The organism is Vibrio sp. M250220 (assembly GCF_036533795.1).
Taxonomy (GTDB): domain Bacteria; phylum Pseudomonadota; class Gammaproteobacteria; order Enterobacterales; family Vibrionaceae; genus Vibrio.
The window spans coordinates 1-803 of sequence record NZ_JATABI010000159.1; the positions used below are offsets into that span (position 1 = coordinate 1).

At 49.1% G+C, this 803-nt stretch carries 1 protein-coding gene; it reads left to right on the plus strand.

Annotated elements, in window-relative coordinates; translation table 11 throughout:
- Positions 1 to 230 precede the first annotated feature (230 nt).
- Positions 231 to 716 (plus strand): GlcG/HbpS family heme-binding protein, encoded by a 486-nt coding sequence (locus QTN94_RS20120; protein ID WP_331428662.1) that lies wholly within the window; start codon positions 231 to 233, stop codon positions 714 to 716.
- Positions 717 to 803 lie beyond the last annotated feature (87 nt).

Here is an 803-nt window from a genome sequence, read left to right on the forward strand (position 1 = left end):
TGTAAAAAGCGAAAGATATCGTCACTTGATACGCTTTCACGCATAGTCAATGCTGTTGTTCGTCAGCAGCCGTACCCAAATGTGCTCGATCTTAAACACACGAGTTTTTACCTAAACACTTAGTCAACACGGTGCTGGTGAACGCTTACTCAGCTTCTACAAGGAGCTGAGTAATACCTCGCTGACTTACATTGTGTAAGTCAGGCTGGTAAACGTTAACAGGAGATAACATGGGAAGTTTAACTCTAGAACAAGCACTGTCCGTCATAGACGGCACCTTTCAGGCAGGCTTAAAGAACAAATGCGCACCGCTTACGGTCGCTGTTCTCGACAGCGGGGGTAAGCTGATTTCCCTGCAACGTCAAGATGGCTCTAGTATGATGCGACCAGACATCGCCATCGCTAAAGCTTGGGGGGCACTCGCGCTCGGTTGTTCGTCGAGGAAACTCGCTCAGGATGCCGACAGCCGTCCTGCATTTATCTCCGCCGTTAACGTATTGGTTCACGGTAATATGGTTCCAGTACCCGGAGGGTTACTGATCCGCGATGCTGAAAAGAACATTCTCGGTGCAGTCGGTGTCAGTGGTGATCTGTCCGATATTGATGAGTCTTGCGCACTTGGAGGCATTGATCACGCACGGCTCTACTGTGACGAAGGGCGTTGTTGCCTAAATCAGTTGAACCTTTTTCGAGTCTTGCGATCTGACCCTTTATGATGGTTAGAGCGGTGGTGGTATGGGTAAGGCAAAAAAGAAGATAACTAACTGGGCGGAGTACAATAAGGCTCTGTGTAAACGGGGCTC